Source organism: Amycolatopsis sp. TNS106, assembly GCF_019330265.1.
Taxonomy (GTDB): Bacteria; Actinomycetota; Actinomycetes; order Mycobacteriales; family Pseudonocardiaceae; genus Amycolatopsis; species Amycolatopsis lurida.
Map to the genome: position 1 here is coordinate 6,799,065 of NZ_CP024972.1, position 26,922 is coordinate 6,825,986.

General features: G+C 69.0%; 25 protein-coding genes and 1 other RNA gene. 20 read left to right on the forward strand and 6 right to left on the reverse strand.

Annotated elements, in window-relative coordinates; translation table 11 throughout:
- The first annotated feature begins 45 nt into the window (after window positions 1-45).
- Window positions 46-140: signal recognition particle sRNA small type (gene ffs / locus CVV72_RS31275), an RNA gene on the forward strand.
- Window positions 141-147: 7 nt separating this feature from the next.
- Here ffs and CVV72_RS31280 read toward each other — a convergent pair.
- Window positions 148-981 carry a spermidine synthase gene (locus CVV72_RS31280; RefSeq protein ID WP_219147383.1) on the reverse strand — a complete coding sequence of 278 codons (834 nt, stop codon included), beginning with the start codon at window positions 979-981 and terminating at the stop codon, window positions 148-150.
- A 30-nt stretch (window positions 982-1,011) separates the two neighbouring features.
- Between CVV72_RS31280 and CVV72_RS31285 the strand changes: the two genes are divergently transcribed.
- The gene (locus CVV72_RS31285) at window positions 1,012-3,060 is read left to right on the forward strand and encodes a DNA polymerase III subunit gamma and tau (protein ID WP_219147385.1); all 2,049 of its coding nucleotides are present in this window, start codon (window positions 1,012-1,014) and stop codon (window positions 3,058-3,060) included.
- 80 nt (window positions 3,061-3,140) lie between these two features.
- Here CVV72_RS31285 and CVV72_RS31290 read toward each other — a convergent pair whose 3' ends face one another.
- Both CVV72_RS31290 and CVV72_RS31295 read right to left on the reverse strand, forming a co-directional pair.
- Complete coding sequence (locus CVV72_RS31290; RefSeq protein ID WP_219147387.1) at window positions 3,141-4,121, reverse strand: helix-turn-helix transcriptional regulator; 981 nt, start codon at window positions 4,119-4,121, stop codon at window positions 3,141-3,143.
- A 217-nt stretch (window positions 4,122-4,338) separates the two neighbouring features.
- Window positions 4,339-5,196: an N-acetylmuramoyl-L-alanine amidase gene (locus CVV72_RS31295; protein WP_370641831.1), complete on the reverse strand. Its 858-nt coding sequence runs from the start codon at window positions 5,194-5,196 to the stop codon at window positions 4,339-4,341.
- A gap of 68 nt (window positions 5,197-5,264) precedes the next feature.
- Between CVV72_RS31295 and CVV72_RS31300 the strand changes: the two genes are divergently transcribed.
- The 4 genes from CVV72_RS31300 (at window position 5,265) to CVV72_RS31315 (ending at window position 9,381) form a co-directional block, all read left to right on the forward strand.
- Window positions 5,265-5,621 (forward strand): YbaB/EbfC family nucleoid-associated protein, encoded by a 357-nt coding sequence (locus CVV72_RS31300; protein ID WP_007035126.1) that lies wholly within the window; start codon window positions 5,265-5,267, stop codon window positions 5,619-5,621.
- A 1-nt stretch (window position 5,622) separates the two neighbouring features.
- On the forward strand, window positions 5,623-6,219 hold the full coding sequence (gene recR, locus CVV72_RS31305) for a recombination mediator RecR (RefSeq protein WP_005166260.1): 597 nt from the start codon (window positions 5,623-5,625) through the stop codon (window positions 6,217-6,219).
- 114 nt (window positions 6,220-6,333) lie between these two features.
- Window positions 6,334-7,254: a PIG-L family deacetylase gene (locus CVV72_RS31310; RefSeq protein WP_219147389.1), complete on the forward strand. Its 921-nt coding sequence runs from the start codon at window positions 6,334-6,336 to the stop codon at window positions 7,252-7,254.
- Between the two features lie 168 nt (window positions 7,255-7,422).
- Window positions 7,423-9,381 (forward strand): DUF6541 family protein, encoded by a 1,959-nt coding sequence (locus tag CVV72_RS31315; protein WP_219147391.1) that lies wholly within the window; start codon window positions 7,423-7,425, stop codon window positions 9,379-9,381.
- Between the two features lie 45 nt (window positions 9,382-9,426).
- Here CVV72_RS31315 and CVV72_RS31320 read toward each other — a convergent pair whose 3' ends face one another.
- The gene (locus CVV72_RS31320) at window positions 9,427-10,524 is read right to left on the reverse strand and encodes a UDP-N-acetylglucosamine 2-epimerase (RefSeq protein WP_219147393.1); all 1,098 of its coding nucleotides are present in this window, start codon (window positions 10,522-10,524) and stop codon (window positions 9,427-9,429) included.
- An 86-nt stretch (window positions 10,525-10,610) separates the two neighbouring features.
- Here CVV72_RS31320 and CVV72_RS31325 point away from each other — a divergent pair, with 86 nt between their 5' ends.
- From CVV72_RS31325 to CVV72_RS31380, 12 genes are all read left to right on the forward strand, one after another.
- Window positions 10,611-11,630 (forward strand): glycosyltransferase family 2 protein, encoded by a 1,020-nt coding sequence (locus tag CVV72_RS31325; protein ID WP_219147395.1) that lies wholly within the window; start codon window positions 10,611-10,613, stop codon window positions 11,628-11,630.
- Window positions 11,627-12,931: a lipopolysaccharide biosynthesis protein gene (locus CVV72_RS31330; RefSeq protein ID WP_219147397.1), complete on the forward strand. Its 1,305-nt coding sequence runs from the start codon at window positions 11,627-11,629 to the stop codon at window positions 12,929-12,931. Before CVV72_RS31325 ends, CVV72_RS31330 begins: the two co-directional genes overlap by 4 nt.
- 80 nt (window positions 12,932-13,011) lie before the next feature.
- Window positions 13,012-14,979: a DUF6541 family protein gene (locus CVV72_RS31335; protein WP_219147399.1), complete on the forward strand. Its 1,968-nt coding sequence runs from the start codon at window positions 13,012-13,014 to the stop codon at window positions 14,977-14,979.
- Between the two features lie 59 nt (window positions 14,980-15,038).
- Window positions 15,039-15,740, forward strand: a complete 702-nt coding sequence (locus CVV72_RS31340; RefSeq protein WP_125679871.1) for a glycosyltransferase family 2 protein — start codon at window positions 15,039-15,041, stop codon at window positions 15,738-15,740.
- A 10-nt stretch (window positions 15,741-15,750) separates the two neighbouring features.
- Window positions 15,751-16,188 carry a DUF2304 domain-containing protein gene (locus CVV72_RS31345; protein WP_034314607.1) on the forward strand — a complete coding sequence of 146 codons (438 nt, stop codon included), beginning with the start codon at window positions 15,751-15,753 and terminating at the stop codon, window positions 16,186-16,188.
- Window positions 16,185-16,733: a uridine kinase gene (locus CVV72_RS31350; protein ID WP_219154246.1), complete on the forward strand. Its 549-nt coding sequence runs from the start codon at window positions 16,185-16,187 to the stop codon at window positions 16,731-16,733. The genes CVV72_RS31345 and CVV72_RS31350 overlap by 4 nt, the downstream gene beginning before the upstream one ends.
- A gap of 605 nt (window positions 16,734-17,338) precedes the next feature.
- The gene (locus CVV72_RS31355; protein ID WP_219147401.1) at window positions 17,339-18,880 is read left to right on the forward strand and encodes an ABC transporter substrate-binding protein; all 1,542 of its coding nucleotides are present in this window, start codon (window positions 17,339-17,341) and stop codon (window positions 18,878-18,880) included.
- Between the two features lie 86 nt (window positions 18,881-18,966).
- Window positions 18,967-19,968, forward strand: coding sequence for an ABC transporter permease (locus CVV72_RS31360; protein WP_219147403.1), 1,002 nt, complete (start codon window positions 18,967-18,969; stop codon window positions 19,966-19,968).
- Window positions 19,965-20,900 carry an ABC transporter permease gene (locus tag CVV72_RS31365; RefSeq protein ID WP_126737230.1) on the forward strand — a complete coding sequence of 312 codons (936 nt, stop codon included), beginning with the start codon at window positions 19,965-19,967 and terminating at the stop codon, window positions 20,898-20,900. The genes CVV72_RS31360 and CVV72_RS31365 overlap by 4 nt, the downstream gene beginning before the upstream one ends.
- A gap of 6 nt (window positions 20,901-20,906) precedes the next feature.
- Complete coding sequence (locus tag CVV72_RS31370; protein WP_219147404.1) at window positions 20,907-21,902, forward strand: ABC transporter ATP-binding protein; 996 nt, start codon at window positions 20,907-20,909, stop codon at window positions 21,900-21,902.
- Window positions 21,899-23,011 (forward strand): ABC transporter ATP-binding protein, encoded by a 1,113-nt coding sequence (locus CVV72_RS31375; protein WP_219147406.1) that lies wholly within the window; start codon window positions 21,899-21,901, stop codon window positions 23,009-23,011. Before CVV72_RS31370 ends, CVV72_RS31375 begins: the two co-directional genes overlap by 4 nt.
- A gap of 134 nt (window positions 23,012-23,145) precedes the next feature.
- Window positions 23,146-23,787, forward strand: coding sequence for an SDR family oxidoreductase (locus CVV72_RS31380; RefSeq protein ID WP_219147408.1), 642 nt, complete (start codon window positions 23,146-23,148; stop codon window positions 23,785-23,787).
- On the opposite strand, the gene CVV72_RS31385 is transcribed toward CVV72_RS31380, so the two are convergent.
- Window positions 23,780-24,343 (reverse strand): CGNR zinc finger domain-containing protein, encoded by a 564-nt coding sequence (locus CVV72_RS31385; protein ID WP_219147410.1) that lies wholly within the window; start codon window positions 24,341-24,343, stop codon window positions 23,780-23,782. The two genes, CVV72_RS31380 and CVV72_RS31385, sit on opposite strands and share 8 nt — an antisense overlap.
- Before the next feature lie 87 nt (window positions 24,344-24,430).
- On the opposite strand from CVV72_RS31385, the gene CVV72_RS31390 reads away from it, so the two are divergent.
- Complete coding sequence (locus CVV72_RS31390) at window positions 24,431-25,129, forward strand: SDR family oxidoreductase (RefSeq protein WP_219147412.1); 699 nt, start codon at window positions 24,431-24,433, stop codon at window positions 25,127-25,129.
- Between the two features lie 183 nt (window positions 25,130-25,312).
- On the forward strand, window positions 25,313-26,047 hold the full coding sequence (erm, locus tag CVV72_RS31395) for a 23S ribosomal RNA methyltransferase Erm (protein WP_219147414.1): 735 nt from the start codon (window positions 25,313-25,315) through the stop codon (window positions 26,045-26,047).
- Here the strand turns inward: erm and CVV72_RS31400 are convergent.
- Entirely contained in the window at window positions 25,950-26,873 is a 924-nt protein-coding gene (locus tag CVV72_RS31400; protein WP_219147416.1) for an EamA family transporter, read from the reverse strand. The two genes, erm and CVV72_RS31400, sit on opposite strands and share 98 nt — an antisense overlap.
- Between the last annotated feature and the right edge of the window lie 49 nt (window positions 26,874-26,922).

Sequence of the window (26,922 nt, forward strand, 5' to 3'; positions counted from 1 at the left end):
CCCCCCACTGTCCTCCATGCCGGGGCGGGAGTGACTACACTGGTCCTCGGATCCCGCGCGGCGTCCATCTTGTGAACCTCCCCAGGGCCGGAAGGCAGCAAGGATAAGCAAGCTCTGACGGGTGCGCGGGATCCCCTTTTTTCGGGGCTAGAAGATCCCGAAGACATCCTTCGGCGGCACAGGCGACGGCAGGGCTTCCGCATCGGCGATGGGTTTCGCTTTGCCCTGCAGCTGCCGGAGGTCCTCTCCCGCGACGCAGCGCGCCGGGTAGGCGGATGAGGCGGCCCGGCGGGTCATCTCGGGTACCGGCAGTCCGGCGCGTGAAGCGGCGACCACGATGTTGCCGAAGCGGCGGCCACGGAGGACGCCTGGCTCGGCCAGGATCGCCAGGTGGGGGAAGGAACTCGCCAGTGTCGCCAGGAACCGGCGGAGGAACGGCAGGTTCGGCCCGTCGGAGACGTTGGCGAGGTAGGTCCCGGCCGGGCGGAGGACACGCGCGATCTCGCTCGTGAACTCGACGGTCGCGAGCCCGCCGGCCAGGACTCCGCGTTCGAAAGCGTCCACGATGACCAGGTCGGCCGAAGCGTCGTACCTGCCGGAGACACCTTCGCGGCCGTCGCCGACGCGGACCTTCAATCCCTTCAGTCCCAGCTGCTCGCGGACGAGCGCCACGAGTTCGCCGTCGGCGTCGAAGACCAGCTGCCGTGAGCGTGGCCGGGCCGCGGCGATGTAGCGCGGGAGCGTGCAGGCCGCCCCGCCCACGTGAAGCGCGTCGAGCGGACCTTCGCCGAGGCAGTCGACGACGTCGGCGATCCGGCGGATGTAGTCGAACTCGAGATCCCGGGGGTCGTCGAGGTTGACGTGCGACTGGGCGACGCCGTCGACCGAGATCACCCAGGCGTTGGGGCGGTCGGCGTCCCGGAGCAGTTCGGCGGTGCCGAAGCGGACCGGATACCTGCCTGGGGTCGGTGCCGGTCTCACCTGTCGGGCCCTCCCGGTAGTCTCGCGGCCGTGGCATTAGCTCTCTACCGAAAGTACCGTCCGGCTACCTTCGCCGAGGTCGTCGGGCAGGAGCATGTGACCGATCCGCTGCGTACGGCGCTGGCCGCCGGGCGCATCAACCACGCCTACCTCTTCTCCGGCCCGCGTGGCTGCGGCAAGACGTCCAGCGCCCGCATCATGGCGCGGTCGCTGAACTGCGCGAAGGGCCCGACGCCGGATCCGTGCGGCGAGTGCAATTCGTGCCGCAACCTCGCGCCCGAAGGCCCCGGCAGCGTCGACGTCACCGAACTCGACGCCGCCAGCCACGGTGGCGTCGACGACGCCCGCGAGCTGCGGGACAGGGCCTTCTACGCCCCGGCCGACTCGCGCTATCGCGTCTTCATCATCGACGAGGCGCACATGGTCACCACACAGGGCTTCAACGCCCTGCTGAAGATCGTGGAAGAGCCGCCGGAGCACCTGATCTTCATCTTCGCGACCACCGAACCGGACAAGGTGCTCCCCACCATCCGGTCGCGGACGCACCACTACCCCTTCCGGCTGATCCCGCCCAGTTCCATGCGCGAGCTGCTGGAACGCAACGTCGCCGCCGAAGGCGCGAAGGTCGAGCCCGCGGTGTACCCGCTGGTCATCCGCGCGGGCGGCGGTTCGGCGCGGGACACGCAGTCGGTGCTGGACCAGCTGCTGGCGGGGGCCGGGCCGGACGGCGTCGACTACTCGCGCGCGGTGTCGCTGCTGGGTGTCACCGACGTGGCGCTCATCGACGGCATGGTCGACGCGCTGGCCGCGGACGACGCCGCCGCGGTGTTCGGCACCGTCGAGCGGCTCGCCGAGGCCGGGCACGACCCGCGCCGGTTCGCCACCGACCTGCTCGACCGCCTGCGCGACCTGGTGATGCTGCGTTCGGTGCCGGACGCGGGTGAACGCGGCCTGGTCGCCGCGCCGGACGACGAGCTCAAGAAGATGACGGAGCAGGCGGGCAAACTGGAGCCCGCAACGCTCTCGCGCTACGCCGACATCGTCCACAATGGACTCTTGGAGATGCGGGGCGCGACCTCGCCGAGGCTGGTGCTGGAACTGCTCACGGCGCGGATGCTGCTGCCGTCGGTCGCCGAGGGCACCGACGCGTTGCTCGCCCGGCTCGAACGGCTCGAACGCCGTGCCGTTTCGGCTCCGGCGCCCGTCGCCGCCGCTCCCGCGCCGTCCGCTCAAGCCGCACAGGCGGCCCCGGTGGCGCAGTCCGCCCCTGTCGCTCCGGCGGGTGAGCCCGTGCGCGAATTCCAGCGGCCTTCGCAACGAGCCACCGCGCCCGCCCAGCAGGCCACACCGGCTCCGCAAGCCGCACCACAGCCCACCGCGCGGCCCGAGCCGGTCGCCGAACGGCCCGCCCCTCAGCGGCCTTCCGCGCCCACCCCGCCTCCGGCCGAGCTCGCCGTGGCTTCGGGTGGCGCAGCAGCGCCCGCAGCGCCCGCATCGGATGTGGACGGGATCCGCGGCCGCTGGCCGCAGGTACTCGCCGCGATCCGCAAGGTCCCGGGCGGCCGCAGCACCGAAGCGATGCTCACGCAGGCGAGCGTGGTGAGTGTCGAGGGCAACGCCGTCACCCTCACCCACAGCGCCGAGCCGCTGGCCCGCCGGCTTTCCGAGCCGCACAACGCGGAGCGCGTCGCGACCGCGTTCAAGGAGGTCTTCGGCGGCGACTGGCAGGTCCGCTGCGTCCACGGCGCCGCACAGGCCCGGCAGGCCACGGCGCCCAAGGCCGCGCCGCAGCCGCCGGCGCCCGAGCGGTCCTTCACGCGCCGGTCCGTCGAAGCGCCCGCCGCCCCTCCTGAGCCTCCCGCGCCGAAGCCGGAGCCCCAGCGGCCGAAGGTGACGACCTCCGAGCCGGACATCCCGCTCCCGCCCGAGCCGGTCGAGGAGGACGAGGACCTCTACAACGAGGACGCGAGCCCCGCCCCGCCGCCTCCGCCGCTCCCGCCCGAGCAGGACCCGGAAGAGATCGCCAGGAAGCTGCTCGCCGACCACCTCAACGCCCGCCCGCTCGACGAGCGCAAGTAGTCCTCTGAATGCGGTACTTGCACGCGCAAGTACCGCATTCAGAGGACGAAACGCGGGTCAGCGGGTCGCGAGTGCCGGCTTCAGGGAGCGGGCTCTTCGTGGAGTTCCCTGGTGAGCAGTGCCGTGCCGAGCCGGGTGAGGTGGTGCAGGACGGCGCCGCCCTGCCGGGCACTGGTGACGAGCCCGGCCTCGCGCAGCACGGCGGCCTGTTTGCTGGCCGTGCCGATCGAGGTGCCGAGGCAGGCGGCCAGCTTGCTGGTCGTGCGCGGGACACGCAGCGCGCCGAGGCTTTCGGCGCGGGTCCGGCCGAGAAGCGCCACCAGTCCGGGGGACACGTCCGGCGGCCGGGGGCCCGTCGCCCTGGCCGGGTAGAGCAGCACCGGCGGCAGCGCCGGATCGATGAACGTGACCGGCGTGTTCGCGCAGAACCGGCTCGGGATCAAGGTCAGCCCCCGGCCGTCGAGATGGACGGTCCGGTCCCGTGGATACGCGATCTCCAGCACCTCGCCGTCCCAGCCGCGGACGCCGGGGATACCGCGCATCATCGCGCCCGCCCCTTCGGCGGCCAGCGTGCGGACCCGGCGCGCGCGATCGGCGGCGACGGTCTCGCGCATGCCGTGCCAGAACGGCTCGATCACCAGCCCGTACGCGTCCCGCAGGGCGCCGACGACGCCGCCGACCTCCTCGCGATCACCGTCGGCGAGCCTTTTCACCCAGGTCGGCGCGGCGCCGGTGAACACGGTCCGAAGGTCGGCGCGCAGCCGCCCGCGAGGCGTGCACGCCACTGCCTCCAGACCGCTGTCGACGGAACCCGCCGAGGTGGGCGGGGTCAGGAAGTCGGGAAAGTTCCCCTTCGGCGGAACCAGCGTGAACAGCGTCTTCAGCGATCGTGCCGCTCCTTCGTGCCGGCGCAGGTTCAGCCGGACCTGCTGCCGCCAGGCCGACGGGCGGTCCTCTCTCAGCTGATGCGAACCGAGGACCAGCTCCCACAGCGGGTCGGGTGCTTCGGCTATCCGGATCCCCTGGAGATCCTGGCGATCGAAGATCATGCGCAGAGTCATGCCACGTCCCCCTCAAGACGGCATTTTCTTCTCCGCCGGTAACTCAAACGCGCCGGGCGTGCCGAGACAAGCCCTTCGGCCCACTTCGGGAGGGTGGGATGGAAACCGGGCGCCGACCTGCGGGGACACCGGCGCGTGAGACGTCGTGGGGAGGATCGCGACGCGGCCGGCCGCCCCGGGTACCGTGGAACTCCGACAGCCAGGCGCTGCTCAAGCTTTAACCGGCGAGGTAGTCCTCGATCGCCTTCGCGATGACGGCCGCGTACTGCTGACGTCCTTCTTCGCTCGCCATCGCCGCGGCTTCGGCGGCGTTGCGCATGTTCCCGCACTCGACGAGCGCGGCGGGCCGCGTCGAGAGGTTGAGTCCGCCGAGGTCGGCGCGCGGGGCGAGCCCGTTCGACCCGAGGTACGTCGACGTCGGGAAACCGCCCGCGCGGAGACCGTCCCGCAACGCCGTCGCGAGTTTCACCGAGGGCTCGCCCTGCTGGGCGTTCAGCGGCGGGGCCGAGTAGGCGACGTGGAAACCGTGCGCCCCGGCGGAATTCGAGCCGTCCGCGTGGATCGACACGACCGCGTCCGCCTGCGCTTCGTTCCCGATCGCGGCGCGCTCGTCGACGCAGGGCCCGACCCCGGTGTCGCTCTGCCGGGTGAGGACGACGCGGATTCCCTTGGCCGCCAACGCCTGCGAGATCCGCTGCGAGACATCCCAGGTGAACGCGTGCTCGGAGTAGCCGGAATTCGTCGAGGTCCCGGTGGTGTTGCACGGTTTCGTCTTGCCGCGTCCCGCCGGGACCTGCCTGCCGATCTCGCCGGGCTTGCCGGAGTTCCCGCCATTGTGACCGGGATCGAGCACGACGACCTTGCCCGTTTTCGGCTGCCGCGTGCTCGGCGGCGGCGCGCTCGAAGACGGTGTGCTCGTCGTGGAACTCGGCTGCGGAAGGGTGGTGAGGACCGTCGTGGTGCCGGGCGGAGCCGGACTCGACGGCGATGACGCCGGGGTGTCCACCCCGCACGCCGTGAACAGCGTCAATCCGATCGCCACCACAAGGCCCAGCCGTCGTCGCACGGCGCCCACGGTGCCACACGCGTGACGGCTAGGCTGGTAGGCGGCACGGGATTTTCCAGGAGAGGACCGATCGGATCATGGTGCAACCCGGTGGCGGCTTCGACCTGTCGCAGATCATGCAACAGGCTCAGCAGATGCAGCAGAAGCTGGTCGAGGCCCAGGAAGAGCTGGCCAACACGGAGGTGACCGGCACTTCTGGCGGCGGCCTGGTCACCGCGACCGTGTCCGGAGACAGCCAGCTCAAGTCGCTGTCCATCGACCCCAAGGTGGTCGACCCCGACGACGTCGAGACCCTGTCCGACCTGGTCGTCGCGGCCGTGCGGGACGCTTCGGCCAACGCGCAGAAGCTGACCGAGCAGAAGCTCGGCCCGCTCGCCGGCGGCCTCGGTGGCGGGATGCCGGACCTCGGCGGCTTCCCCGGGCTCGGCGGCTAGCTTGTACGAGGGTGTCGTCCAGGATCTGATCGACGAACTCGGGCGACTGCCCGGCGTCGGTCCCAAGAGCGCGCAGCGGATCGCCTTCCACCTGCTGGCCGCCGATCCCGCGGATATCGCGCGCCTGCAGGAAGTGCTCGGCAAGGTCAAGGAAGGCGTGCAGTTCTGCGAGGTCTGCGGCAACGTCTCGGAGCAGGAGACCTGCCGGATCTGCCGCGACACCCGCCGTGACCTCACGGTCATCTGCGTGGTCGAGGAACCGAAGGACGTGCTCGCCGTCGAGCGGACGCGCGAGTTCAAGGGCCGCTACCACGTGCTCGGCGGCGCGCTGGACCCGTTGTCCGGTATCGGGCCCGAGCAGCTGCGCATGCGGGAGCTGCTGGCGCGGATCGGTGGCGCGGAGATCAGCGAGATCATCATCGCGACCGACCCGAACACCGAAGGCGAGGCCACCGCGACGTACCTCGTGCGGATGCTTCGCGACTTCCCCGGCCTGACCGTGACGCGGCTGGCGTCCGGGCTGCCGATGGGCGGTGACCTGGAGTTCGCGGACGAACTGACACTGGGCCGGGCACTCTCGGGCCGGCGGGCTCTCTAGCTTCTCAAGCGTGAAGGCCCCCTTGCCTCGGTTCAGCCGGGGAAGGGGGCCTTCACGCGCGTCAGCCATCTGCCCGAACGGGCCGATGACCACTGAACCGGGAGGAAAGACGTCATGCGAGCACGAATGGCGCGGTCCGCGGTCGCGACGGCCTTGATCGCGGCGACCCTCGTCGCGGCCCACAGTCCGGCGGCCGTCGCCGACGACACCACGACGACGTTGAGTTTCGCGGCGCACCAGGACGACGACCTGCTTTTCATGAACCCCGACATCGCGTCGGACATCCAGGCGGGTTACCAGGTCTGGGTCACCTATCTCACCGCGGGTGAGCTGCCCTGCGAAAGCCACCACCCCTGCGGTATGGACTACGCGGACACGCGGATCCAAGGTGTGCGCGCCGCTTACGCCGAGGCGGCACGTGTGCCGAACGCGTGGACGTACCAGGAAATGCGGTTCGGTGGCCACCCCGTCGCCGTCAACCACCTCGACGGGACGAACGTGCACCTCGTCTTCACCTACATCCACGCGGCCGCCGGACCGGAGGACAACTGCGGGGACCTCTACCGGATGGTGCATGACGACTCCTATGTGGCCCGGCCGATCGACCATCGGCCCGCGTACACCAAGGCCACCTTCGTCGGCATGCTGCGGTCGATCATCGACCACGTCCGGCCGGACTACCTGCGGACGCAGAGCACCATCGGTCACCGGGAACGACGGCGTGACGGGGTGGCGGACAACGTCGACCATGTCGCCGGGGCGATCCTCGTCGCCGACGCGAACGTCGACGGGGCGGGCGACACGGTGATCCGCAGGGACGAATACCAGGGCTACATCATCACGGATTTCCCGGACAACGTGAGCGGCTACTGGCGTGAGCGCAAGCACCAGATCTGGAATCGCTACAAGCCCTTCGACCACCAGATGGGCCCCACCAGCTGGGACAACGTGATGGGTAAGCAATACCGGCCGCAGGGCCGGATCTTCTGGCCGGGGACGCCCTGGGTTCCGCCGGGCGACTTCGGCAAGTGCTAGTGGTGTTCGCGGAGGGCACGGGTCGCCACGCTGTGTGAAAGGCAAGATCCCGGTAAACCCGTGCCCGGCGCCGTGTGTAAAAATCTGCGTCGGCCTGCCGATCGGACGGCGAAAGTTCGCCGTGTATCCGGATGCGTGCGTCAGGGCCGATAAGCGAGGAATTCCGCCATGGATTGGCTTGCCGCGATACCTGCCGTGTTGCTGTGCGCGTCGCTGCTGGTACTGCCAGGTCTGCCGATCACGTACCTGCTCGGCCTGCGCCGGCTGACGGCCGTCGCGCTCGCGCCGGTCGTCGTGGTGGCCGTGGTCGTGCTGACGGCGATGGCCGCGTCGAAACTCGGCATAGCCTGGTCTCCGTTGCCGGTACTCGGCGTCTTCGCCGGGTTGACGGTGGTGATCGCCTGTGTGGTCATCCCGCTCCGCAAGCGGCTGCCGCGGCCGGCGGCGGGCGACGGCTGGCCGGTCGTCGGCGCTTCGGTTCTCGGCCTCGCCGGAGCCGCCCTCCTGGGCGCGCTCACCGTGCGCCTGTCGATCCGCGGCCCCGAAGAGCTGATCCAAACCGATGACTCCGCGTTCCACTACAACGCGATCGCGAACATCCTCAACACCGGTGACGCGTCCACGCTCATGATCGACACCCTTGGCGTGCCGGGCCGGGCGCACGGGTTCTACCCGGCCGCCTGGCACGACCTGGCTTCGCTGTTCGTCATGATCACCGGCGGATCGGTGCCGGCGGCCGCGAACATCCTGTCGATCTCGATCGCGCTGGTCATCTGGCCGCTGGGCTGTGTCCTGCTGATGCGGCAGCTCGCCGGGCCGTCGCGGACGGCGCTGGGGCTGGCCGGCCTGATGAGCATCGCCTTCGGCGCGTTCCCGTGGGAAATGCTCGGCTGGGGGATCCTCTGGCCCAACCTGCTGGGCCTTTCCCTCGTGCCCGCCGCGCTGGCCGCTCTCCTGTCCGTGGCGAAGCTCGCCACGGAGGACGCCATCGGGCGCGGCCGGGCGTGGCTGCTCGTACCGATGTTCGGCGTGGCCGTGACGATCGCCCACCCGAACGCGGTGATCAGCCTGGCGGCGGTCGCGGTGCCGGTGGTGTTCGTCGGTTTCGCCAGGGCGTCGATCCGGCGGTACCGGGCCGGTCGTCGTGGTACCGCCGCCCTGATGGCGGTTCCGATCGTGCTGGCCGCTCCGGCCTACTGGCTGGTGGTTGTCGAATCCGGGCTGTTCGCGGGCACCATGAACGCGGAATCGCCGCCGTTCGAGTCACCTTCGCACGCGCTGGGGGAGGCACTGACCGGGGCCACGAACGGCCGCGGCGCGGGCTGGGTGCTGGCCGTGCTCGTGATCATCGGCGCGGTCTCGTGCTTCCGGCAGCGGTTCCGGCGGTGGCTGGTGGCCTCGCACGCCATCTCGATCGGCCTCTACGTGCTGGCCGCGGGCGTGCCGGGCGCGGGACGCCGGGTGTTCACCGGGTTCTGGTACACCGACTCCCACCGGCTCGCCGCGATGATCCCGATCACCGGGGTCCCGCTCGCGGTGATCGGGATCATCGCGGTGGTGGCCGCGGTCCGGGCGTGGCTTTCGTCGGTGAGCTTCCTGGAGCACCGGCGGGTCATGGCCGCGCGGGCTTCCGCCGCCGCGCTCCCCGTGGTCGTCGTCCTGGCGCTGGTGACGACCGGCGGACTGAATCTCCTCGACCACCGCAACCGGGTGCTGAGCGCGTATCCCAAGGTCGATCCGCTCGTCAGCCAGGAGGAACACGCGCTGTTCGAGCGGATCGGCGAGCGGACCGAACCCGGCACGATCGTGGCCCAGATGCCGTACAACGGCAGCCCCGTGGTGATGGCGCTGACCGGTCGCCAGGTGCTGTTCCCGCAGCTCAACATCGGCAGGCTCACCGCGGACCAGATCTACCTTGCCCGCAATCTCAGCAAGGCGGCGACCGATCCGCGGGTCTGCGAAATCGCCGGCAGGCTCAACGTCCGCTACCTGCTGACCAACGACATCCCGCGAGGGAACCTGTGGGACGGGCTGACCTACCCGACCGGTGAGGGCTTCCGCCAGATCGACCAGGGCGGCACGTTCAAGCTGTACCGGATCACGGCCTGCGACGCGCCGGCTGGCTGAGGCGGGCGGAACCGGCCACGCGCCTGGAGCGCGTGGCCGGAGGGCTCAGCAGTAGCCGAGCTGAGCCAGCGTGTTCACGACGATCTCGGACGGGTGGTACTTGTCCATCCAGTTGTCGCCGCGCCGCGAGTCGTAGGTGTCGAGGAAGTTGCGCAGCTTGTCGCCGCTCATCTCGGTGAGCTCGATGTTGGCGCCGATGCCGACATGCCGCTCGGTGCGGTTGCGGTGCACCGCGCACGGCAGGCCGAGGTAACCGCATTCCTCCTGGAGGCCGCCGGAGTCGGTCACGACGTACTCGGCGCGCGCGACCAGCGGCAGGAACTTCAGGTACCGCAGCTTCGGCCGGATGATGAAGCGGTCGTCGAAAAGATGCTCGAGCTTGAGGGCGCGCAGCTTCTCCCGCTCCGGCGCGCCGGCCATGTACAGCACCGGCATCTTGCGGCTTTCCTCACGCAGGATCTCGAGTACCTCGCGGTACTTGTCCGGCCGGGACAGCAGCTCGAAACGGTGCAGGGTGGCGAGGCCGAACTTCTCCGGCAGGTCCTCGACCACCAGCGGCTGGCCGATGGCGAGGCGCATGGAGTCGATCGCGGTGTTCGCCTCGGTGTCGATCACGACGCCGCGGGTGTTCCGCAGGTTGTTCACCTCGCGCGACGTCGGGGCGAAGTGGATGTCCACGACCTTCGCCGCGATCTTGCGGTTCAGCTCCTCGGGCAGCGGCGACAGGATGCTGCCCGACCGCGCGCCCGCCTCGATGTGCCCGACCCGCGACTTGAGGATCCGCTTCCCGATCAGCGCGCCGTAGGGCGTGGTGAACGTGTCGCCGTGCACGAGGACCAGCGGCGGACGGCCGTCCGCGGTCAGCTCGGCACGCAGTTCTTCCCGGCGGGTCCACGCGGTGCGCAGCACCTGGGCGGCCCATCCCGGCACCTGCGCGGGCGACTCGAGATTGTGGGCCTTGTCCCGCGGCACCATCCAGAGATCGGGTTCCGGGAGGTTCAGGTCGGCCACCACGTCGGCCACCTCGTCGACGTGCTGCGCGGTGAACCAGATCTTCGGCCGCATACCGCGCTCGACGATTCCGTGGTAGACGGGCGCGATCTTGATCAGTTCCGCGGTGGTGCCGAGGATGAAGGAAATCACCGTGAGTGCCCATTCTCGAGTCGGGTGCGGTGGGCCCAAGGATACTGACCGACCCGCCGCCGGAGCTGCCGGGTAGCCTCGGCACCGTGAGTGCGAATCCGCTCGTCCCCTCGCTCAGTGTCGTGATCCCTGTCTACAACGAACAGGACTGGATCGAACGCAGTGTCGGCGCGCTGCTCGCCTCGGCCGAGGCGGCGAGCTGGCCGATCGAGGTCGTCGTCGTGGACGACGGCAGCACCGACGCCACGCCCGCGAAGCTCGAAGAGCTGCGCGAACGGCACGGCATCACCGTGCTCAGCCAGGTCAATTCGGGCCGTTTCGAGGCGCGCAGCGCGGGTATCGCGAAGTCGTCCGGCGAGTGGATCGCGCTGCTCGACAGCCGCGTCATCGTCGGCTTGGGCAGTCTCACCTTCCTGCGCGAACAGCTCTCGGGCCACCCCGAGCGCGCGGTGTGGAACGGCCACATCGACGTCGCCTCCGAGAACAATCCGTACGCCGGTTTCATGGCGGGGCTCGTGAAGGTCCCTTGGCGCGCGTATTTCGCGAATCCGCGGTTGACGTCCTATGGCATCGAGGAATTCGATGTCTATCCCAAGGGGACGACATTCTTCTGCGCGCGGCGTGAACTCCTCGAAGGTTCGATCACCGCATTCGTCTCCCTCTTCGACGACATTCGCTTCGCGAGTGACGACACCCGCATGCTGCGCTGGATCGCCGAACGCGAGCGGATCTGGCTGGCTCCCGAATTCAACGCGGTCTACAACGGACGCGACTCGTTCAAGAAGTTCGCCCAGCAGGCCTACTTCCGCGGCACCACCTATGTGGACTCCTACATCGGCTCGCCCGGCCCGGCCCGCAACGCCCTGTTCGGCGCGCTGGCCGCCGGAGTGGCCGGGCTCGCCTTCGCGGCGAAGAAGCCGAAGACGACGTTGGCCGCCGGAGTGCTCGGCGCCGTCGCGGCGGGTGAAGTCGTGAAGAAGTGCGGCGCGACCGGCCCGGAGGCCAAGGCGGTCACCAAGCTGCTCCCGGTGTTCGCCGGTGGGTTCGGTGCCGGTGTCCTGCGCGGTCTGGCCATGGCCGTCCGGGCCAGGCTCCGGCGCCGATGAGCTCCGCGGGCGTGGAGGAAGCGGACGCGAAGGCCGGAGCACGGAGCGGCCGGACGACGGCGGGCAGTCTCGGCGGCTCGCTGCTCGTGTCGATCGGTCTCGGCTACGTCCTGACCGTCGCCTGCCAGCGCCTGCTGCCCCCGCAGGAATACGCGGTCTTCGTCACCTTCTGGGGCCTGCTCATGGGCCTCGGCAGCACACTTTCGCCGCTGGAACAGGAGCTGTCCCGCCAGTCGGCGGTCGCGGCACTCGACGGGGGCAGGGCAGGCCGCCCGGCGCTGCGCGCGGTCGCCGTCGGCGCGGTCGTCGCCGCGGTCTTCTCACTGGCCCTGCTGATCCCGCCGATCAACGACCGCTTGTTCCACGGGGACTGGACGCTGGGGCTGATCGTGCTGGTCGGCGGCGTCGCCTTCGCCTGCCAGTTCGGCACTCGCGGGCTTCTGATCGGCCAGCACAAGGTCAAGCCCTTCTCCCTGCTGGTGATCGCCGAACCGGCGGTACGGGCACTCGTCCTCGGCGTGCTGTTCGTGGCCGTCGCCTACAACGTCGTCACGCTGGCCATCGCGGTCGCCGCCGGCTCGTTCGCCTGGCTGCTGTTCGCCCGCCCGGCCCGCCGCCTGATCGACCCGCACGCGGAGGGCGACGGCTGGGGGGTCACCTCCCGCCGGATGGGCATGCTGCTGGTCGGCGCCGCGCTGACGTCCGCGGTCATCACCGGCTACCCCGCGCTGGTCGGTCTGCTGGCCCCCGGTGACGACGGCGCCAGGGTCGGCGCCCTGTTCGCCGCGCTGGTCATCGCCCGGCTGCCGCTGACCCTGATCGGGCCGGTGCAGTCGCTGGTCGTGCCGTTCGTCGTCCGGCTGTCGACCACCGACGAGGGCCGGAACCGCCTGCAACGGGTGCTCGCCCTCGGCGTCGTGGCCTCGTTGGCGCTCGCCGCGCTCGGCGCGCTGGTCGGCTTGTGGCTCGGTCCGTGGGCGGTGCGGTTCGTCAGCGGTCCCGGTTACGACGTCGACGGCTGGTCGGTCGCGGGGCTGGTCTGGTCTTCGGTGGTGCTGGTGCCGATGCAGCTGCTCACGGCCGTGCTCGTGGCAAGGACGCAGGCGCGTCTCGTGCTGATCACCTGGACCGTGGTCACCGGAACGGCTTCCCTGTTCCTGCTGTTCCTGCCCGGTGACACCGTGTTCCGCGCGGTCGTCGCGCTGGCCGTGGCGCCGACGCTCGGCCTCGCGGTCGTGGTCGCGTTCGTGCTCCGCAAGGCCCAGGGGACAACCTCGGGCGCCGCTGAAACGTCTTCATAGCGGCCCAGTAAGGTGCGACCCACCGGGCCGAATCGGACAGGACGGTGCCGGGCACCGGTGAGATTGGGACAGCGAATTCGATGAACGTGCTCCTCGTTATGCTCGCGTTCTGGCTGCCGGGCCTGCTGTTCGGCGCCGCGATCCGGCTTCGAGGCTGGACACTCGCGGGTGCCGCGCCACTGCTCACCTTCGGCGTCGTCGCGATCGGTGTCCCGGTGCTCGGCACCCTCGGTATCCGCTGGACCATGCTGAACGTGGCGCTCTGGACGCTGGTGGTGTCCGCCGTCGGCTTCGGGCTGGCTTACGCCGCGGCCAGGTTCACGCGGCGGCGCCATCCCGACTGGGAAGAGGACGAGCGGCCCGCGCGCTCTGTCCGCGATCAGTTGCTCATCGGCGGCGGGGTGCTGGCCGGTCTCGTCGTGGGCGCGGTGACGTTCCTGCGCGGCAACCGGAGCCTGAACAACATCCAGCAGGACTGGGACGCGCCGTTCCACGCCAACCTGGTGCGCTGGATCGCCGAGCACGGCGACGCCCGGCCCTCGACCGTCGGCACCATCGCGAACCTGCCGAACCAGACCGACTACTTCTATCCGGACACCTATCACGCACTGCTCGCGCTGGTCTTCGGCAAGAGCGGCCTGACGATCATGCCGACGCTGAACCTGGCGGCGCTCATGGTGGTGCTGACCTTGCCGTTCGGTGTCGCGGCGATGTGCCGCGCGTGGGGGTTGCCGGTCCTCGCGACCGCCGCCGCGGCGGCTGTGTCCACCTGGTTCACCGCCTTCCCGTACGACTCGCTGTGGCGTGGCCCGCTGTGGCCGTACGTCGCCGGCGTGGCGCTCGTGCCCGCGATGCTCGCCTTGACCCGCCTGCTGATCAAACCGAAGGGGATCGCCGGGCCGGTCGCGATCGGTGTCGGCGTCGCCGGACTGGCCGGGCTGCACACCAGCCTGATCTTCGTCATCCTGGTCTACTTCGTCCTGATCCTCCTGGCGGTGCTGTTCCGTTTCGAGGCGATCGACTGGCGCCGCAGCGCGTCCTCGCTGGTGGCGACGATCGTGCTCGCGGCCGCGTTCGGCCTGCCGACGGTGCTGCCTGCGCTGTACAACGCGAGCGGGGTGACCGCCGCCTCCTGGGCGTCGGAGACCACCGTGTCCGGTGCCGTCGGGCAGACCATCACGTTCTCGCCGATGGCCGCGTTCCCCCAGTGGTGGATCGGTGTCCCGGCGATCATCGGGGTGTTCCTGCTCGCCCGCCGGCGCCAGATGGTGTGGCTGGTGGGGGCTTACGTCGTGCTCGGCGGCTTGTTCGCGGCGACCGTTTCGCTCGAAACCCCGCTGATCCACACCCTGACCGGGCCGTTCTACAACGACCACTGGCGGCTCGGCGCGCTCGTCCCGCTGGCGGGGGCCGTCGGGTTCGGTGTGTTCGTGCACGCTGCGGCCACCAAGGTCGCCGAGAAGATCGGGCAGCGGAAGCCGGGCCTCAACCCGGTCATGCTGACCGTCATCGGTGCGGTCCTGATCGGACTGGTGGTGAGCGTGCTGAGCAGGGGCGGGTACATCGGCCGCAACTCCGCCCGCGTGGCGATGCACTACGGCGACGGTCCTTCGGTCAGCAAGGGCGAGGTGGAGGCCTATAACTGGCTCGCCGCGCACACCGTGCCCGGCGAGCGCGTCATGAACAACAAGATCGACGGATCGGTGTGGCTCTACGCCCTCACCGGGGTCCAGCCGGTCGAATGGTCCAACTACGGGGCCGCGTTCTCCACGAAGGCCGGCTACCTGAGCGTGTTCCTGAACGACATCGACAAAGAGCCACGTGTCCGGCAGACACTCACCGATCTGAAGGTGCGGTACGTGCTCGTCGGCAAGGGCAAGGTTTCCCCCAAACTGCAGACCCCGGTCGGTTTCGAGCGCATCGAAACCACTCCGGGTTTCAAGCGTGTCTTCCGTAACGCGGACGCGTCGATCTACGAAATCGAAGGTCAGCAAGGTGTGGTCGATTCCGCCGCCACCACCGGGGCCGACACCGCTCACGGCCAGTAAGAGGATAGAGTGATCCAGTGTCCAGTACGTCCGTGACCACCCGTCGCGTACTCATCGTGATGCCTGCTCTCAATGAGGAGGCCAGTGTCAGCGCGGTCATTTCCCAGGTCAAGAAGTCATTGCCGGGGATGGACGTGCTGGTGGTCGACGACGGTTCCGTCGACAATACGGCCAACCTCGCCCGCGCCGCGGGTGCCGAGGTCGCGCGTCTGTCGGTCAACCTCGGCGTCGGCGGGGCGATGCGCACCGGTTTCCGGTACGCGGCCGCCCGCGGTTACGACGTCGTGGTCCAGGTGGACGCGGACGGCCAGCACGACCCCGACGAGGTCGCGGCTTTGCTGGACGGGCTGAACGACGCGGACATCGTGATCGGGTCGCGGTTCGCGGGTAAGGGCTCCTACAAGGCGAGCGGCCCGCGGAAATACGCGATGGTCGCGCTGTCCCTGGTGTTTTCGAGGCTCGGCAAGACGCGGCTCACCGACGTCACCTCCGGCTTCAAGGCGATGGGCCCCCGCGCGATCAGGCTGTTCGCCGCGTATTACCCCGCCGAGTACCTCGGGGACACGGTCGAATCGCTGGTGATGGCGATCCGTGCCGAACTGAAGATCAAGGAAATCCCCGTGATCATGCGGGAGCGGGCGGGTGGCACGCCGAGCCATTCGCCGGTGAAATCGGCCGTTTATCTCGGTCGGGCCGGGCTCGCTCTGCTGCTGGCGCTCATGCGCCGTCGACCGGCTGTCGACTCGTCGGATTCGGCGTAAAGGAGCTTTCATGGCTGGCTGGCGCATTCTCAGTATCGTCATCGCCTGTTTGGTGCTGTTCGTCGTCCTCGAGATGATGCGGCGGCGGAAGCTGCGCGAGAAGTACGCGGGCGTCTGGCTCTTCCTCGCCGTCGGCGTGGTGGTGCTCGCGCTCGTTCCGCAGGCCGCGGACTTCCTCGCCGACGTCACCGGCATGCAGACGCCGTCGAACTTCGTGTTCCTGATGGCCGGTGTGGTGCTGGCCTTGGTCGCGCTGCATCTGTCGACCGAGGTCGGGCACCTCGAAGAGGAGGTCCGGACCTCCGTCGAGGAGATCGCGCTGCTCCGCTGCGAACTCGCCGACGCCCAGCGTGAGCTGGAAGAACGCGTCGCGGCACTCGAAGCCAAGACCGCGGCTCCCGACAACGTCAACGGGCTCCCCGAAGTGAGCCCCGCACGCGCACGCTGATCGACGCCCTTCTCGCGGCTCCGCCGAGGTTGGGCGCCGTCCGCGTGCTGGCCGTCGACGGCCCGTCCGGCTCCGGGAAGTCCACGCTGGCCGGGAAGATCGTGGCCGATCTGGCCGGTCGCGGCGTCCGGGTGGCGCTGGTGAGCACCGACGAGTTCGCCACCTGGGACGAACCCGTTTCGTGGTGGCCGCGGCTGGAAACCGGCGTCCTGGAACCGCTGCGCGCGGGCAGGCCCGGCCGATACCGGCGGGTGGACTGGTCCAGTGGTGTCCCACTGCCGGGTGAAGAGGTCGAGATCCCGGTCCCCGAAGTGCTGGTGCTGGAAGGTGTTTCCAGCGGCCGCGCGCGGATGAGGCCTTCGTTGTCCCTGCTGACCTGGCTGGACGGCGGGAGCGAGGCCGAACGCTTGGACCGCGGCGTCGAGCGTGACGGTGAGGACTCCCGCGCGGAACTGCGGCGCTGGCAGCTGTTCGAACGAGGGTGGTTCGCCGTCGACGGCACCCGGGCCGCGGCGGATCGAGTGGTCACCTCTCGTGAGTGGTGAGGACGGCGGTTTCGCGTGACCGGACATGTGCCGTCCGATCACCTGGCCGTGAAGGCCTCCTTGCCTACCGTGAAGGTAGTGAAGGAGGCCATCGCTACCTCTCGATGAGGCGCGATCCGGCGCGACCCCCTTTGTCGACGGTTCTAACCGTCCGTACCACTCACGAGACGCGACCCGATACCCGCGAATGTCCTGTTTTGTCCGGCACCCATTGGTCGTAGTGGTGGACACCCATTTGAGTCAGTGACCCGGCACTCTGCGCGTTAGTGGTCGGGAATTGATTACACTCCGTCCGGAATTGCGGACACTTTGCGGTCGTATTGGCCGTCGTGTAGCGCGATCGTAACCTCGCGTGCTTAAGTGCGGGCTGAGTTCCCGCTAGTGTCGGCGGGCACACCGATCGTCCGTGGAGCTCGACTTTCCGACCGACCGGACGGTGCCTAAACACCGAAAATCTCCTCAAGGGGTGCCAGATGCAGCAACTGCGGGTGACCCGAGCACGCCGTGTGGCCCTGATCGGGCTTGCCGGCGCACTCGCGGTCTCCATTTCCGCCTGTGCCGAATCGAAGCGTGAAGAAGGCGCAGGGGGTGGCTCGGGAGGCACCATGGTCTTCGGTGCCGCCGGTAACCCGAAGACTTTCGATCCGCTCTTCAACGACGACGGTGAGACCTTCCGCATCATCCGCCAGATGATGGACACGCTGATCATGAACAAGCCGGGGACCGCGGACCTCGAGCCCGGTCTGGCGGAGAAGTGGGAAGGCAGCAACGAAGGCAAGACCTGGACCTTCACCCTGAAGAAGGGCGTGAAGTTCCACGACGGCACCCCGTTCAACGCGGAAGCGGTCTGCTTCAACTTCAACCGCATGTTCAACATGAAGGGCGCCGCCGCCCAGAGCCAGATGATCTACTACGGCGACGTCTTCGAGGGCTTCGCCAAGAACGAGGGCGACGCTTCCGGCGACCCGGTCTTCAAGGACTGCCAGGCCAAGGACGAGTCCACCGCCGTCCTGAACCTGAACAAGGCCAAGGGCGCCTTCCCCGCGGCCTTCACGCTGCCGTCGTTCTCGATCCAGAGCCCGGACGCGCTGAAGAAGTACAACGCCGACGCCGTCACCCAGAGCGGTGACTCGTTCTCCTACCCGGAGTACGCGCTGAAGCACCCGACCGGCACCGGCCCGTTCAAGTTCGAGAGCTGGGACCAGGCCAAGGGTGAGATCACGCTGGTCAAGGCCACCGACTCGCCGACCCAGACGGCCAAGCTCGACAAGCTGGTCTTCAAGGTCATCCCGGACGAGAACGCCCGCAAGCAGGCGCTCAAGGCCGGTGACATCCAGGGCTACGACTACCCGTCGCCCGCGGACTACGGCCTGCTGCGCAACGACGGCGAGCAGGTGCTCATCCGCCCGTCGTTCAACATCCTGTACCTGGGCATCAACCAGAAGAACAACCCGAAGCTGAAGGAGCCCAAGGTCCGCCAGGCGCTGGCCTACGGTCTCAACCGTGAGCAGTTCGTGAAGTCGAAGCTCCCCGAGGGCGCCGAGACCGCGACGCAGTTCGTGCCGAAGGCGATCGACGGCTACAACGAGAACGTCACCAAGTACGAATACAACCTTCAGAAGGCGAAAGACCTGCTGAAGGAAGCCGGCGCCGAGGGCATGACGCTGAAGTTCTACTACCCGACCGAGGTCACCCGGCCGTACATGCCGAACCCGGCCGACATCTTCACCTCGCTGTCCGAGGACATGAAGGCCATGGGCATCAAGGTCGAGCCGATCGCCAAGCCGTGGAACGGTGGCTACAAGGACGACGTCCAGAAGGCGGGCAAGCACGACGTGCACCTGCTCGGCTGGACCGGTGACTACAACGACGCCGGTAACTTCGTCGGTACCTTCTTCGGCCGCGAGAAGCCGGAGTTCGGCTTCAGCAACCCGGAGCTGTTCTCGGCCATCTCGGCCGCGGACGCCGCGCCCGCCGGTGAGGCGCACACCAAGGCGTACCAGGAAGTGAACCAGAAGATCATGGAATACCTGCCCGCCATCCCGATCTCCTACGGCCCCCCGGCGATCGTCGTCGGCCCGAAGGTGAAGGGCCTGGTGGCCAGCCCGCTGACCGACGAGCGCTTCTACACCGTCACGGTCAACTGATCCACCACCACTGAGCCACCAGGGGGTGGGCGCTACCGCGCCCGCCCCCTGTGGCCCATTCCCGGGCTGGCAACAAAGGAACGCACGTGCTCCGTTTTCTCGTGCGTCGGCTGCTACAAGCGATACCGACGCTCTTGATCCTGTCCATTTTGATCTTCGCCTGGCTCCGGTCCCTGCCCGGTGGCCCCGCCGGCGCCCTCCTGGGTGACAAGGCGACCCCGGAGAAGATCGCCGACCTGAACAAGCTTCTCGGCCTCGACGATCCGATTTTCGTCCAGTACTTCAAGTTCCTCGGCCGGGCGATCACCGGCGACTTCGGCAACTCGCTGGTCTCCGCCCAGCCGGTCATGTCGGAGATCGGGAACTTCCTTCCCGCCACGATCGAGCTCGGCTTCTGCGCGATGCTCATCGCGGTGGGCCTCGGCATCCCGTTCGGCTATCTGTCCGCCCGCTTCCGCGGCGGGGCCGTCGACAACGTCATCATCGTGCTCAGCCTGGTCGGCGTCGCGGTGCCGGTGTTCTTCCTCGGCTACATGATGCAGGACCTGCTGGCCGCCCCGCTGGGACTTCCCTCGCAGGGCCGTCAGATGGCGGGTCTCGACGCCACCACCGTCACCGGTTTCGCGGTCTTCGACGGCATCATCACCCAGGAATGGGACGCCGCCTGGGACGCGATCACCCACCTGATCCTCCCGGCGTTCGCGCTGGCCACGATCCCGCTCGCGGTCATCGTCCGGATCACCCGGGCTTCGGTGCTGGACGTGCTGAACGAGGACTTCATCCGCACGGCCAACTCGAAGGGCCTGACCCAGCCGATCGTCCGGCGCCGTCACGTGCTCCGCAACGGCCTGCTTCCAGTGGTCACCGTCATCGGTCTTCAGACCGGCGCGCTGCTCGGTGGCGCCGTGCTGACCGAGCGGGTGTTCAACTTCCGCGGCCTCGGCTTCCTGCTCGCCGAAGGCATCGAGCGGCGTGACTACCCACGTCTGCAGGCGCTGCTGCTGTTCGGCGCGCTGGTCTACGTGCTGGTGAACATGCTGGTCGATATCTCGTACGGGCTCATCGACCCGAGGGTGCGTGTCCGATGAACACCTTGCTGAACAAGAAGAAGGAGCCGATCGACCGGCTCGCGGCTTCCTCGGCGAAGGGGCACAGCCTCGGTGGCGAGGCGCTGCGCCGGATGATGCGGAGCCCGGTGGCGATCACCGGCGCCGTGATCACCGGCCTGTTCCTGCTGGTCGCGATCTTCGCGCCGCTCCTGGCGCCGAAGGATCCCTACGAGCGGTATCTGCAGAGCCAGGTCATCCTCGGCCAGGGCATCATCCCGGGCGCTCAGCCCGGATTCCCGCTCGGTGTCGACGACTTCGGCCGCGACTACCTTTCGCGGCTGCTGGTCGGCGCGCAGAACACGCTGCTGGTCGGCGTGCTCGCGACGATCATCGGCGTCGTGGTCGGCATGATCATCGGCGGCCTCGCCGGCGCCTTCGGCGGCTGGGTCGACACCGTGCTGATGCGGCTCGTCGACGTCATGCTGTCCGTGCCGTCGCTGCTGCTGGCGATCTCGGTCGCCGCGCTGTTCCAGAAGCCGAGCCAGTGGACGGTGATCGTCGCGGTGTCGATGGTCAGCGTGCCGATCTTCGCGCGGTTGCTGCGCGGTTCGATGCTCGCGCAGAGAAACAGCGACCACGTGCTCGCGGCGACGTCACTCGGCGTCAAACGCGGGGCGATCGTGTTGCGGCACATGCTGCCCAACTCGCTCGGCCCGGTCATCGTGCAGGCCACGCTGACCCTGGCGACCGCGATCCTCGAGGCGGCGGCGCTGTCGTTCCTCGGTCTCGGCGACCCGGACCCGAACCGGGCGGAATGGGGCATCATGCTGAGCCGCAGTGCTCGGCAGTTCCTCGACATCCGCCCCGAGCTGGCGTACTACCCGGCCATCGCGATCATCATCGTCGCGCTCGGGTTCACGCTGCTCGGCGAGTCCCTGCGGGAAGCCCTCGATCCGAAGAACAGGCGGTGATCTTTCATGGCTCTCCTTGAAGTACGCGACCTCAAGGTCGTTTTCCAGCGACGCGGCGAGAAGCCGTTCACCGCGGTGGACGAGGTCAGTTTCGACGTCGAACCCGGCCAGACGGTCGGTCTCGTCGGTGAGTCCGGGTGCGGCAAGTCCGTGACCTCGCTGGCGATCATGCGGCTGCTCGCGAAACGCGGCAACCACGTCAGCGGTTCGGTGTCGTTCGAAGGCACGGATCTGCTCAGCCTGTCGGACAAGGAAATGCGGGACCGCCGCGGCCGTGACCTCGGCATGGTGTTCCAGGACCCGCTGTCCTCGCTGAACCCGGTCATCCCGATCGGGCTTCAGATCACCGAGGTGCTGGAGCGGCACCGCGGGATGTCGCGCAAGGTGGCGTCGGTGGAGGCGGCGGAACTGCTGGACAAGGTCGGTATTCCCGACCCGGCACGGCGGCTTTCCGAGTACCCGCACCAGCTTTCCGGCGGAATGCGGCAGCGCGCGCTGATCGCGATCGCGCTGGCGTGCCGTCCGCGGCTGCTCATCGCCGACGAGCCGACCACCGCGCTCGACGTGACGATCCAGGCGCAGATCCTCGCGCTGCTGCGGGAACTGGTGCAGGACACCGGGACCGCGCTGATCATGATCACGCACGACCTCGGTGTCGTCGCCGGTCTCTGCGACGAGGTCAACGTGCTCTACGGCGGCAAGATCGTCGAGCGGGCGGAGCGGCACTCGCTGTTCGCCGAGCCGCGGCATCCGTACACGCACGGCCTGCTCGCCTCGATCCCGCGGCTCGACGCGGGCCGCGGCGAGAAACTGATCCCCATCAAGGGATCCGTCTCCGACAACATCCCGTGGGACGGCGGCTGCGCCTTCGCGCCCCGCTGCCCGAACGCTCTCGGCGTGTGCCGGGAGGTTTCACCGCAGCTGACCCCCGACCGCGGTGGACTGCTGCGCTGCCACAACCCGGTGATCCCGGCCGTGGCCGCACGAGGAGGGGCCCGATGACGCACGCGGTACCGGAGCAGGAAGTGCTGCTCGAGGTCAACGACCTCAAGGTGCACTTCCCGATCAAACGCGGCATCGTGGTCGACCGGACGGTCGGGTACGTGTATGCCGTGGACGGCGTCGATCTCGCCATCCGCAAGGGTGAAACCTACGGTCTGGTCGGGGAATCCGGCTGCGGGAAGTCCACTTTGGGCAGGGCGATCCTCCGGCTGACCGAGCTGACGAACGGCAACGTCGTCTTCGACGGCACCGACGTCGCGGGCCTCAAGGGCGAGGAACTGCGCAAGGCCCGCCGCCGGATGCAGATGGTCTTCCAGGACCCGATGTCCTCTTTGGACCCTCGGCAGTCGGTGGAATCCATTCTGACCGAAGGAATGAAGGCGCACGGTCTCGCCAAGGACAAGGAGGCGACGGCCAAGCGGCTGCGCGAACTCCTCGCCGCCGTCGGTCTTCCGGAGTCCTCGCTGCGGAAGTACCCGCACGAGTTCTCGGGCGGCCAGCGTCAGCGCATCGGCATCGCGCGGGCGCTCGCGGTCGAGCCGGACCTGATCGTCGCCGACGAACCGGTGTCCGCGCTGGACGTCTCGGTGCAGGCGCAGGTGGTCAACCTCCTGGAGGATCTGCAGGAGAAGCTCGGGCTCACGTATCTGGTGATCGCGCACGACCTCGCGGTGGTGCGGCACATCTCCGACCGGATCGGCGTGATGTACCTCGGCTCGCTGGTCGAAGAGGCCGACGCCGACACGCTGTACGAGAACCCGCTGCACCCGTACACGCGGGCGCTGCTCTCGGCGATCCCCGTGCCGGACCCCGAGGTGGAGGACAACCGGGAGCAGATCCTGCTCGCCGGAGACCTGCCCTCGCCGGCGCGGCCGCCGTCCGGCTGCCGGTTCCACACGCGGTGCCCGTGGAAGCAGCAGAGCCTGTGCGACACCGACCGCCCGCAGCTGCGGGAGATCGGCGCCGGGCACCGGGTCGCGTGCCACTACGCGGAGGACATCCGCGACGGGCGGATCAAACCGCACGAGGTCAAGGCGGAACTGGTTCGGGACCTGAACCCCGACGAGGGCGACCTGCCGGACATCGGCTCGGCGGTCGAGATCCTCTAGTTCGTTCCGAACGCGCGTGAAGGCCCCCTTCCCTCGGCTCAGCCGAGGGAAGGGGGCCTTCACGCGCTTCGCCCGCAATTAGGTGACGAATTGCGGGCAGGCGCGGAAGGGCGTGATCGGGCAGACTCGGTGTCATGCGGGTCACAGTGCTGGGAGCGTCGGGGCGGACGGGGATCCACGTGGTCCGGCTTCTGCGGGGGCGGGGTCATCAGGTGCGGGCGGGGCTGCGCAGCCGCCGCCGCGCCGACGAGGTCGCCGGCCTCGGCGCCGAAACCGTCGTCGCGGACGTCACCGCGGACGCGGACGACCTCGTCGAGGCACTCGCCGGTTCCGAGGTGGTGATCAGCGCGATCGGCGCGCCCGATCCCGATCAGGCCTCGGTCGACCTCGTCGACCGCGACGGCGTGATCACCGCGATCCGCGCCGCCGAGAAGGCGGGTGTCTCGCGGTTCGTACAGCTTTCCGCGCAGTTCGCGGATTCGCCGGACCAGGGCGATCGCCTGGTGCGGTCCATCCTGATGGCGAAGCAGATCTCCGACAGCGTTCTCCAGCGTTCCAGCCTGAACTGGACGATCGTCCGGCCCGGCACGCTCACCGACGACCAGCCCACCGGCCACGTCAAGATCGCCGGTCATCTCGAACCGGGCCGCGTCTCCCGCGCGGACGTCGCCGCCGTCCTGGTCGCCACCCTCGAAGAGCCGCTCACCGAGAACCAGGGTTTCGACGTCATCGGCGGAGATATCCCGATCCCCACGGCGCTGGCTTCGTTCAGCTGAGCGCTTTCTTCCGCTCCCGCGACGCCCGCAGGTTCGCGACGTTCCCGCAGGTACGCACGTCGTGCCAGACGCCGCTGTTGTTGCGAGAGACGTCGTAGAACGCCGAACGGCAGCCGTCGAGACGGCACAGTTTCAGCCGCGGCCAGATCCCGGCCTGCTGCGCGAGCAGCGTCTCCGTCCACAGCGCCGACGCGAGCCACTGCCGTCCGGTGCCGGACGGGAACAGCCGGACGACACCGTCCCGGAGCGTCAGCTCCGCCTTGACCGGTTTGCCGAAGTCCGCGTCCCCGCCTTCCACGAGTGAAACGAACGTCTCCCGCAGGTCGCGAAGCGCGCGAAGGTCACCCGGCCCCAGCGGGATCTCGGGCACCTCGGCGTCCCGGGCCAGCGACCATTCCGCCAGCGCCTCGGTGGCCCAGGGCCGCGTCAGGTCGGCGTTGCTCAGCAGGTCGAGGCCGTACGTCTTGATCGCCTTCGTGTTGAGGAAGTCCTGAACGAGCGCCAGCCCCGAGGGGGCGGTGCGTAACCGGTAGCGGTCCGTCGCGGTCCATGACATAGGTCAAGCGTACTTGACTCTGTCGTCCCACGTCGCCATGCTGACGACAGAGGCAAACCAAGAACACTTCTGTCAAGGGAGCATGTCATGACCTCCATCGAAGGCGCCGTCGTCCTGGTCACCGGCGGGCAGCGGGGACTCGGCAAGGCGTTCGTCGCCGAACTGCTCGACCGCGGCGCCGCCAAGGTCTACGCGACCGCCAGGTCGCCGCGTGCGGAGGCCGACCCCCGGATCGTCCCGCTCCCGCTCGACGTCACCGATCCGGAATCCGTCCGCACACTGGCGGAGAAGGCGCGCGACGCCACGATCGTCTTCAACAACGCCGGGATCCTCGGCCTCGGTTCGCTGCTCACCGAAGACGTCGACGCGCACCGCCCGGTCTTCGAGACGAACGTCTTCGGCGCACTGCGCGTCGCGCAAGCGTTTGCGCCGCAGCTCAGGGATGGCGGAGCGCTGGTCAACGTGCACTCGATCCTGTCGTGGGCTGCGGGCTCGGGTTCCTATGGCGCGTCGAAGGCCGCCTTCTGGTCGCTCACCAACTCGCTCCGCATCGAGTTCGCCGAGCAGGGCACCCACGTCGTCGGCGTCCACCTCGCCTACACCGACACCGACATGACGCAGGGCCTCGACATCCCCAAGAACGACCCGCGTGACGTCGCCCGTCAGGTCGTCGACGGCCTGGAGAAGGGTGAGACCGAGGTGCTCACCGACGACCTCACCCGCCACGTCAAGGCCGCGCTGTCCGGCCCGGTCGAGCACCTCGGCACCAGCCGGATCGGCGCGTAGAAAACGGTTGGCACGCGGCCTCGCGCCCGAGGTAGTTTCGCCGCCATGTGTGCTTCCGCGTTCACCAGGACCCGCCGCGCCTAGCGGCGGATCCCCAGCGTCCAGCAAGGAACCGCCGCCCGAGCGAGTCATCGCCGGGCCTGCCCCGTGCTGCCCGGCTCACCTCGAAGCCGCGGAGATCCCTTGCGCACACAGCGTCCTGGCCGTCACGAACTCGGCCAGAACTTCCTCATCGACCGGAACACCATCGAAACCGTCGTGAAGCTCGTCGCCGCGACCGGCGGGCCGATCATCGAATTCGGCACGGGCGACGGCGCGCTCACCCTGCCACTGGAACGGCTCGGCAGGCCACTGACCGGCATCGAGATCGACGACCGTCGTGCCGCCCGGCTGGCGCGCCGCGTCCGGGCGTCCACGGAGATCGTCACCGCGGACTTCCTGCGGTTCCCCCTGCCGAAGACGCCCCACGTACTGGTCGGCAATCTGCCGTTCCATCTGACCACGGCGACGCTGCGCCACGTCCTCGCCGCTCTCGGTTGGACGGACGCCGTCCTGCTCGTGCAGTGGGAGGTGGCGCGCCGCCGGGCCGGGGTCGGTGGCGCGACCATGATGACCGCGCAATGGTGGCCGTGGTTCGACTTCCGGCTGGCGGGCCGGGTGCCCGCCACGGCGTTCCGGCCGAAACCCGGGGTCGACGGCGGCCTGCTGACCATGACCCGCCGCGAGCGTCCGCTCGTCGAAGACGCGGATCGTCAGCGCTACCAGGACTTCGTACGGCGGGTGTTCACCCGCCCCGGCAAGGAAGTCGTGCCCAAACGTCTCACCGCACACCAGTGGGCTGAGGCGTTTCGGCTTCGGCTAGGAAGTCCGGCTCGCGCACGCGGCGTTTCGTCGAACCGAACAGGACCCCGCCGATGACCACGGCCGCGGCGAGGATCTCCACCGGTGAAGGGCGTTCGTCGAGGACCAGGAACGCCATCGACAGTCCGACCACCGGCACCAGCAGCGAGAACGGCGCGACCACGCCCGCCGGGTTGCGGCGCATCAGCGACGTCCAGATCCCGGAGCCGACGATCGTGCCGAACAGCACGACGTAGGCCAGGCCGCCGAGGCCGATCAGCCCGGTGCTGGTGCCGAGCGTGCTCAGCGAGTGCCCGATCTCGGCGGGGCCCTCCATGACCAGCGACAGCGCGAACATCGGCAGCGGCGGCACCACCGACATCCAGAGGACGAAGTTCAGCGGGTTGTCCGGTGCCGCCTGCCGGGTGCTCAGGTTGCCGAACGCCCAGCTCAAGGCGCCGAGCAGGGTGAGGATCACCGGCAGGAGGGCGGCGTTCCCGGCCTGCTGCCAGGCGATCGTCGCCATCCCGGCGACGGCGAGCAGGATGCCGGTGAGCTGTCGCCCGGACACGCGTTCGCGCAGGAAGACGGCGCCGAGCAGGACGGTGAACGGGGCCGACGCCTGCAGCACCAGCGACGCGAGGCCGGTCGGCATGCCCGTGTCCATCGCGATGAAGAGGAACACGAACTGCCCGGTGCCGAAGCCCAGCCCGTAGCCGAGCAGGTGGCGGATCTTCACCTTCGGCCACGGCACGAACAGGATCGTCGGGATCGCGATGACCGCGAAGCGCAGCCCGCCGGCGAAGACGGGCGGGAACTGGCCGAGGGTGGCGTGGATGGCGAGGAAGTTGCAGCCCCAGAGGACGGCGACGAGCAGGGCGAGCAGACGATCGCGGGCGGGCATGTCTTCACTCTTACGGGGAACGACCCTTTAGGACCAGCGAGAATATTTG

What these genes read in the sequence shown, in the direction of transcription:
- CVV72_RS31290 (WP_219147387.1), bottom strand. Translation starts at nt 4,121, where the DNA reads ATGACTCTGCGCATGATCTTCGATCGCCAGGATCTCCAGGGGATCCGG.
- CVV72_RS31300 (WP_007035126.1), top strand. Translation starts at nt 5,265, where the DNA reads ATGGTGCAACCCGGTGGCGGCTTCGACCTGTCGCAGATCATGCAACAG.
- CVV72_RS31310 (WP_219147389.1), top strand. Translation starts at nt 6,334, where the DNA reads ATGCGAGCACGAATGGCGCGGTCCGCGGTCGCGACGGCCTTGATCGCG.
- CVV72_RS31315 (WP_219147391.1), top strand. Translation starts at nt 7,423, where the DNA reads ATGGATTGGCTTGCCGCGATACCTGCCGTGTTGCTGTGCGCGTCGCTG.
- CVV72_RS31330 (WP_219147397.1), top strand. Translation starts at nt 11,627, where the DNA reads ATGAGCTCCGCGGGCGTGGAGGAAGCGGACGCGAAGGCCGGAGCACGG.
- CVV72_RS31335 (WP_219147399.1), top strand. Translation starts at nt 13,012, where the DNA reads ATGAACGTGCTCCTCGTTATGCTCGCGTTCTGGCTGCCGGGCCTGCTG.
- CVV72_RS31340 (WP_125679871.1), top strand. Translation starts at nt 15,039, where the DNA reads ATGCCTGCTCTCAATGAGGAGGCCAGTGTCAGCGCGGTCATTTCCCAG.
- CVV72_RS31345 (WP_034314607.1), top strand. Translation starts at nt 15,751, where the DNA reads ATGGCTGGCTGGCGCATTCTCAGTATCGTCATCGCCTGTTTGGTGCTG.
- CVV72_RS31355 (WP_219147401.1), top strand. Translation starts at nt 17,339, where the DNA reads ATGGTCTTCGGTGCCGCCGGTAACCCGAAGACTTTCGATCCGCTCTTC.
- CVV72_RS31365 (WP_126737230.1), top strand. Translation starts at nt 19,965, where the DNA reads ATGAACACCTTGCTGAACAAGAAGAAGGAGCCGATCGACCGGCTCGCG.
- CVV72_RS31370 (WP_219147404.1), top strand. Translation starts at nt 20,907, where the DNA reads ATGGCTCTCCTTGAAGTACGCGACCTCAAGGTCGTTTTCCAGCGACGC.
- CVV72_RS31375 (WP_219147406.1), top strand. Translation starts at nt 21,899, where the DNA reads ATGACGCACGCGGTACCGGAGCAGGAAGTGCTGCTCGAGGTCAACGAC.
- CVV72_RS31380 (WP_219147408.1), top strand. Translation starts at nt 23,146, where the DNA reads ATGCGGGTCACAGTGCTGGGAGCGTCGGGGCGGACGGGGATCCACGTG.
- CVV72_RS31385 (WP_219147410.1), bottom strand. Translation starts at nt 24,343, where the DNA reads ATGTCATGGACCGCGACGGACCGCTACCGGTTACGCACCGCCCCCTCG.
- CVV72_RS31390 (WP_219147412.1), top strand. Translation starts at nt 24,431, where the DNA reads ATGACCTCCATCGAAGGCGCCGTCGTCCTGGTCACCGGCGGGCAGCGG.
- CVV72_RS31400 (WP_219147416.1), bottom strand. Translation starts at nt 26,873, where the DNA reads ATGCCCGCCCGCGATCGTCTGCTCGCCCTGCTCGTCGCCGTCCTCTGG.